Origin of the sequence: uncultured Brevundimonas sp. (genome assembly GCF_937863155.1) — a bacterium.
Classification (GTDB): domain Bacteria; phylum Pseudomonadota; class Alphaproteobacteria; order Caulobacterales; family Caulobacteraceae; genus Brevundimonas.
In genome coordinates this window covers 1-5,833 of record NZ_CALMFB010000023.1, presented here as the reverse complement: position 1 = coordinate 5,833, position 5,833 = coordinate 1, and the positions used below count along the sequence as shown (strand labels likewise).

Annotated in this window: 7 protein-coding genes; 5 read left to right on the top strand and 2 right to left on the bottom strand. The window is 69.2% G+C overall.

Features of this window, described 5'->3' with window-relative positions:
* Positions 1-150: 150 nt before the first annotated feature.
* Both Q0581_RS03245 and Q0581_RS03240 read right to left on the bottom strand, forming a co-directional pair.
* Positions 151-900, bottom strand: a complete 750-nt coding sequence (locus Q0581_RS03245; RefSeq protein WP_298697560.1) for an SGNH/GDSL hydrolase family protein — start codon at positions 898-900, stop codon at positions 151-153.
* Positions 897-1,064 carry a hypothetical protein gene (locus Q0581_RS03240; protein ID WP_298697558.1) on the bottom strand — a complete coding sequence of 56 codons (168 nt, stop codon included), beginning with the start codon at positions 1,062-1,064 and terminating at the stop codon, positions 897-899. The genes Q0581_RS03245 and Q0581_RS03240 overlap by 4 nt, the downstream gene beginning before the upstream one ends.
* Before the next feature lie 129 nt (positions 1,065-1,193).
* On the opposite strand from Q0581_RS03240, the gene Q0581_RS03235 reads away from it, so the two are divergent.
* From Q0581_RS03235 to rpsJ, 5 genes are all read left to right on the top strand, one after another.
* On the top strand, positions 1,194-2,336 hold the full coding sequence (locus Q0581_RS03235) for a GNAT family N-acetyltransferase (RefSeq protein ID WP_298697557.1): 1,143 nt from the start codon (positions 1,194-1,196) through the stop codon (positions 2,334-2,336).
* Positions 2,336-3,244, top strand: a complete 909-nt coding sequence (locus Q0581_RS03230; protein WP_298697555.1) for a transcriptional regulator — start codon at positions 2,336-2,338, stop codon at positions 3,242-3,244. The genes Q0581_RS03235 and Q0581_RS03230 overlap by 1 nt, the downstream gene beginning before the upstream one ends.
* Before the next feature lie 108 nt (positions 3,245-3,352).
* Positions 3,353-4,225 carry a DUF2807 domain-containing protein gene (locus Q0581_RS03225; protein WP_298697553.1) on the top strand — a complete coding sequence of 291 codons (873 nt, stop codon included), beginning with the start codon at positions 3,353-3,355 and terminating at the stop codon, positions 4,223-4,225.
* 152 nt (positions 4,226-4,377) lie between these two features.
* The gene (locus tag Q0581_RS03220; protein WP_298697551.1) at positions 4,378-5,334 is read left to right on the top strand and encodes a hypothetical protein; all 957 of its coding nucleotides are present in this window, start codon (positions 4,378-4,380) and stop codon (positions 5,332-5,334) included.
* A 287-nt stretch (positions 5,335-5,621) separates the two neighbouring features.
* On the top strand, positions 5,622-5,833 hold a 212-nt coding region (rpsJ, locus tag Q0581_RS03215; RefSeq protein WP_298697549.1), incomplete at its 3' end, for a 30S ribosomal protein S10.

Here is a 5,833-nt window from a genome sequence, read left to right as displayed (position 1 = left end):
GCGAAGGCGGCCGCACCGTCGGCGCCGGCGTGGTGTCGAAGATCATCGACTGATCGGCCTCAAGCCGCGAGCCTCCGCTGAGGCGAGCATAGGCCAAGCGTAATGAGACCCCCGCTGGAGCGATCCAGCGGGGGCTTTGCTTTTTGGGGTTTAGCGCAGGGCGGCGGCCAGACCCTCGGCCGTCACCTCGGCCCAGCAGGCATAGCCCTGGTCGTTCAGATGCAGGTCGTCAGGCCCGACGCCCCCCCCTTCCAGGCCCGACCAGGCGATCATCGGGGCGAAGCGGCGGGCCACCGCATAGCCGACACGCCCGGCCTCCAGTTCGATCAGGCGGGTCATTTCGGCCAGGGCCGGGTTGCGGCCCCGGAAGGCGGGATTGCGCGCATCTTCGGGCAGGCGCTGGGGATCGATCAGCGCCACATCGACGCCCGCCCGATCCAGAATGGCCTGGCCGCGGCGGAAGTCGGCGAAGACGTCGTCCATCGGCCGGTCGCGCAGCATGTCGTTGGTGCCCAGCTGCCACAGCACCAGATCCGGCCGGGCGGCGACGGTTTCCGCCTGCAGCCGGTCGGCCGTGTCCTTGGTGGTTTCGCCGCCGATGCCCTTGTTGATGACAGTGACGGTCACGCCCGGCAGCCGCCGCTCCAGCCCCGCCTGCAACAGGGGCACGAAGCCCAGTTCGCGGCGGCTGGCGCCGGCGCCCTCGATGCTGGACGAACCGATGGCCAGGATGGTCAGCCGCCCACCGGCGACCGCCGCCCGGCTGCGCTCCAGCCCGCCGTTGGCGACCACATGTTCGGCGCTGACCGGACAGGCGGCGGGCGCCGCCGCCGTCTGGGCCAGGGCGGGGGCGGCGACCACACAGGTCATCAGGGTGGCGACGGCGGCGAAGGTCTTCATCCGTTGGGTTCTCCGGTGGCGGGGTCGGTTTCGGTTTGGCCCGAGTTCGAGCTGCCTTCGCCGCCGCGCGGCTCGGTGGCGGGGCGGGGCGGCTGGCCCTCGCGGCCCGGTGTCCGCTGGTTCTCGGTTTCGGTCTCGCGGTTGTCGGGGCGGGCGTCGGTCATGATCAGGCTCTACTGTTGCGGATGGACGATCCCACGGCAACGCCCGAGGCGGCCCGGCGGCTCCGCACAGGTTTCGTTCACCATGCCGCTAAACCGCGATGCAACCGGCGTGGGCTTAGGACGGGGGCCATGGTTCAGGTCGACATCATTCCGGCAGACGCTCTGACGCGAGAGGACGTGACGCTGTGGCGCGCCATGGTCGGCGCCAATCCCGATCTGAACAGCCCCTATTTCCGGCCCGAGTTCACCCAGGTCGCCGCCCGCGTCAGCCCCCAGGCGGCCGTGGCCGTGTTCCGGCGCGAGGGTCAGGTGGTCGGCTATTTCCCGCATCAGCGCCGGGGCGGGGCGGTCCAGCCCCTGGCGGCGCCCATGAACGACTATCACGGGATCATCGCCCATCCGGGGCAGGGGCTGGACCTGGGCCAGGCGGCGCGGCTGCTGGGCGGGTCACGGCTGAATGTCGGCGGTTGGGTGGGGCCGGCGGGCGAGGTGGGCGAGACGCGCGACACCTGTCAGGTGGTGATGCCGCAAGGCTATGACGCCTGGTACGCCGAGCGCCGCCAGACCTGGGGCAAATATTTCAAGGACAAGGAACGCGCCCGGCGCAGCCTGGAAACTGAGTTCGGCCCGCTTCGCGTGGAGCATGGGCTGCGCGACGGCGGCCTGCTGGACCAGCTGATCGATCTGAAGCGCGACCAGTACCGTCGCACCGGCCGCCACGACGTCTTCGCCTGCGGCTGGACGGCCCAGCTGCTGCACGCCCTGATGCAAACGGAAGGGCAGGACGACTTCGGCGCCTCCATCGCGGCCCTGTGGGCCGGGGACAAGCTGTGCGCCCTGGAATATTCTATGCACGCGGGCGACCAGTACCATTTCTGGTTCCCCGCCTATGTACCCGGCCTGGCGCGCTGTTCGCCCGGCATATTGCTGAGCCTTGAGACCATGCGGCGGGCGTCGGGCGAAGGCTATGTCGCCTTCGACTACGGCTTCGGTGGCGAGGGCTACAAAAAGTATTTCTGCAACGCCCACCGCTCGGTGACCGAGGCGGTGGTGCTGCGCCCCGGCCTGGGTGCGCGGATCAGCCAGTCGGCCGTGGGCCTGCTGAACCTGGCCGGGGATGGGCGGGGCGAGCGCCTGCGCACCAGCATCCGGCGCCGCTGGGCCGCCATCGAAGCCTGTGAAACCACCCCGACTGACCGGCTGCGGGGCGCCGCCGCCGCCGCGCGCGTGGCCCTGAGCCGCCGGATCGCCCCTGCTGGAAAGCCCGCCTGATGACCGAACGCCAGACCCGCTATCCCGGCCCGATCGACCGCGCCGCCGTGCATCCGCATCGCCTGGTCCAGCGCGGCTGGGGATCGGACGAGCATCTGGCCCAGGTGCTGGACCGCTATCCGGCCGAGCTGTTCGACATCAATCTGTATGACTATGACGACGCCGGTCAGGTGTCGCTGCGCACCGGCGCGCGCGGGCGGCTGTCGGGCGAAGATCTGCTGGAGGCGATCAAGCAGGGCCGCCTGTGGGTCAATCTGCGCGGAGTCGAGCAGGTGCTGCCCGACTTCTGGGCCGACGCCATGGCCGAGTTCGGCGCCATCCAGGCGACCTATCCGCGCATGCGGGCGGTGACCAATGCCGGTCAGCTGATCCTGTCGTCGCCGGCGGCGCGGGTGCCCTATCATTTCGATGCGGCGGGGGTGGTGCTGTTCCACCTGCGCGGACGCAAGCGGGTGTTCGTCTATCCGGGCGACGAGGCGCATCTGCCCGAACGCAACATGGAACAGGTGGTCGCGCGCCAGACGACCGAGGAACTGCCCTACACCCTGGCGTTCGAAGGCGACGCCACGGTGATCGACCTGGAACCGGGTCAGGCCCTGACCTGGCCGCTGTATGCGCCGCATCGGGTGGAGAACCTGGACCGGTTCTGCGTCTCGCTGTCGATGGATTTCCAGACCTGGTCGTCGCGGATGCGCAACGGCGCGCTTTACACCAACGCCGTGATCCGCAGCCGGGGCGGGGCGCCGCGCCCCACCGACGTCATGGGGCAGGGGCAGCTGGCCGCGCGCTGGGCCGCGTCGCTGGCCCTGCGCCGGACCGGCGTGATGAAGGATAGGCTGAAACATTTCCAGCGCGACTTCGAGCCGACGGTGGGGGCCGTGGACGGCGCCGGTGCGCTGCCGGCCTGATCGGCCGCCCTTGAGGTTAAATCGAGGTCATGACCTCGTTTTAAAGTGACACCCCGCCGACCGGGGCGCACCTTTTCCGCACAGTTTGCTGGGGAAAGGGAACCCGTCATGAAGACCGCCGCATTCGCCGCTACCGCCGCCGCCCTGGGGCTGACCGCCCTGGCCTCGCCCGCCTGGGCCTCGCCCGACGTCGAGATCCGCAACGCCGTCGCCCGCGTGGCCGTGGTGGTTGAGGACCGCGCTGACGTGGCCGTCGAGGTCGAACAGGGCGCCGCCAACCTGCCGGCGGTCAAGGTCAGCCGTCGCGGCGACCGGGTGATCGTGGACGGCGACCTGGGTCGCAACGCCATCCGCCAGTGCCGGTCCGGCCCGGCGAACGCCACGCGGCCCGGCCAGGGCGCCTCGGTCGAAGTGCGCAACCACGGCCGGATCGAGGTAGCCAATGCGCCCCTGATCGTCATTCGCACGCCACGCGCGGTCGAGGTCGAGGCCGGCGGCGCCGTCTTCGGCTCCATCGGTCGCGGCGCCACCTCGGTGGACCTGGGCAGCGCCGGCTGCGGCGGCTGGGTCGTGGCCAATGTCGATGGCGCCTTGTCCATCGCCGTCGCCGGCTCGGGCGATGTGCGAGCCGGAACCTCGCGTCAGCTGGAAGTGTCCATCGCCGGTTCGGGTGACGTGTCCACCGCCGGCACGGGCGCGGCCGAGGTGTCCATCGCCGGGTCGGGCGATGTCAGCATCGCCTCGGTCAACGGGAATTTCGAAGCCAGCATCGCCGGATCTGGCAATGTCGCCGTGCGCGGCGGCCGCGCCGACCGGTTCGAGGTCAGCATCGCCGGCAGCGGCGACGTGGATTTCAACGGCCCCGCCAACTCTGCCGAAGTCAATCTGATGGGCGGGGGCGACGTGAATATCGGCTCGGTCAGCGGCACGGTCGAACGCAACGTCATGGGCGGCGGGCGGCTGAACATCGGCAACCGCTGACAGACAGATCTCCCCGATGTGGCGGAGGCCCCGACGGCGATGTCGGAGCCTTTCGTCTGTCTGCGCCTGCGGGCGCGGCCGTCAGGAACGGAGGGGCGCGGCCGCACGCCTGCGTGCTAGGCTGGTCTTGCTGATCCAAGGGAGGGGCAGGGATGCGCGTAACGATACTGGCGTCGGTTCTGGGCATGGTTCTGGCGGCGGGCGCGACGGCCCAGGCCCAGACGCCGCCCGAAGGCTTGGCCTGGATGGTGCTGCGCGACATCAACGAGACGACCTTCGACCGCGACGACCCGACCAATCGTCCACCGCTGGTCACACGGGTTCCCGACGGCGTCATCCGCGCCGTGGACCTGACTCCGGACGGTCATGCCGACTGGCGGGTCGACTATGGCCCGGCCGAGATCAGCGCCTATTGCGGCACCGGGGGCTGCACCCAGATCCTGTATGTCAGCCTGGGCGACGACGGCTTGACCCGCGCCTTCGACGAACAGGCCCATGAACTGACCCTGTATCAGCAGGACGGCGAGCGCCGGGTCGAGGCCTGGGTGCACCATTCTCTGTGCTCCAGCGACGCCGGCCGGGAGTGCCGCTTCTCTTATGCCTGGGATGCGGATCTGCGCCGCCTGGTCGAACGTCCGAACCGCGAAGGCGTGACGGTGATCCCGGTCGGCGCCTTTTCGCCCATCGACCGGTCCGAGGATCGCGGCCCGCGCGATGACGCGCCCCAGCCGGTGGCCGACATCTGGTTCAAGACCCGCACCACCTGCGCCTCGGTCTATAATGACGACGGCATAGACGTGCGCCGCCCGGCCCTGCACGACATCCCCGACGTCGATGGCGACGGCCGCCGCGACTGGGTGGTGGAGCGGACCATCCCATGCCAGGCCAGCCCCGGGGACATGGCCATGATCCCCGGTTTCGAGGTCTGGCTGACCCGTGACGACGGCCAGGCGGTGCTGGCCTATGGCTCGCAGGCCGAGCGGTTCGCCCGCATCGATGTGGCGGCGACGCCGGCGGTGGTCATCGACGAACCGGAATGCGACAACGACGGTTCGTGCGCCTCGATCGTGCTGAAGTGGGACGCGGGGGCGCAAAGGCTGACGCCATAAGCCTTCGCCACCTTTTCGCCGCTTGACGTAAGCGGAATCGGGCGTCATAAGCGCCCACTCTTGTTGGACCGGCTGTGCGGAGCAATCCGCAGACGCGGTTCGCAGGAACGACCTGAGACCCTGTTCTTTGCAGTGCCCTTAGGACTTCAACGGCCTTCGCGGGCGACCGCGTGGGCCGATCGTTTTTGCGAAACGTGCGTACTCTGAAGGCCTTAGCGCCTGAAGACTCCGGTCTTTGAAATGGTTCACAGGGACGCAGGTTCGCCTGCTTGGGAATAGCAACCGATATGGATCAGAGCATCCGCATCAGGCTCAAGGCCTTCGATCACCGCGTCCTCGACTTTTCGACGCGCGAAATCGTCAATACGGCCAAGCGCACCGGCGCGACCGTCCGCGGTCCGATTCCGCTGCCGACCCTGATCGAAAAGTTCACCGTGAACCGCTCGCCGCACGTCGACAAGAAGTCGCGCGAGCAGTTTGAAATCCGCACGCACAAGCG